This window comes from Vibrio sp. 10N.222.46.A1 (assembly GCF_041473595.1).
In the GTDB taxonomy this organism is placed as follows: Bacteria; Pseudomonadota; Gammaproteobacteria; order Enterobacterales; family Vibrionaceae; genus Vibrio; species Vibrio tasmaniensis_A.
The window spans coordinates 1-302 of record NZ_JBFRSN010001697.1 but is presented as its reverse complement, the minus strand read 5'-3'; the positions used below and the strand labels follow the sequence as shown (position 1 = coordinate 302).

Sequence of the window (302 nt, the reverse complement as noted above, 5' to 3'; positions counted from 1 at the left end):
CTTCTTAACCCTGTTGGTTGCCAGCCAAATTTTTTCGTATTACGCGGTGTTCAATTATGCATTGATGCCGAGTTTGCAGCAGTTTAATAAAATTTTGGCTCACGAACTAAACCTAGTATTGGACCAAGGCAGTGATATCGAGATTGATGCGCCACTGCGTCAGCGTGTACTTGAGCAGCTCGGGGTTACGGTTCATGCCAAGGACAGTGAAGCGTCGGGCGAGTACTACCATGCGGTCGCGATAGACCTGATGAGTGAGGAGATGACCAAAGAGCTCGGATCTGAAACCGAAGTGCGATTGG

General features: G+C 48.7%; 1 pseudogene. It reads left to right on the top strand.

Annotation, left to right across the window (positions count from 1 at the left end):
* Window positions 1–302 (top strand): annotated as a pseudogene (gene envZ / locus AB4496_RS28920) (two-component system sensor histidine kinase EnvZ); the annotation flags it as partial.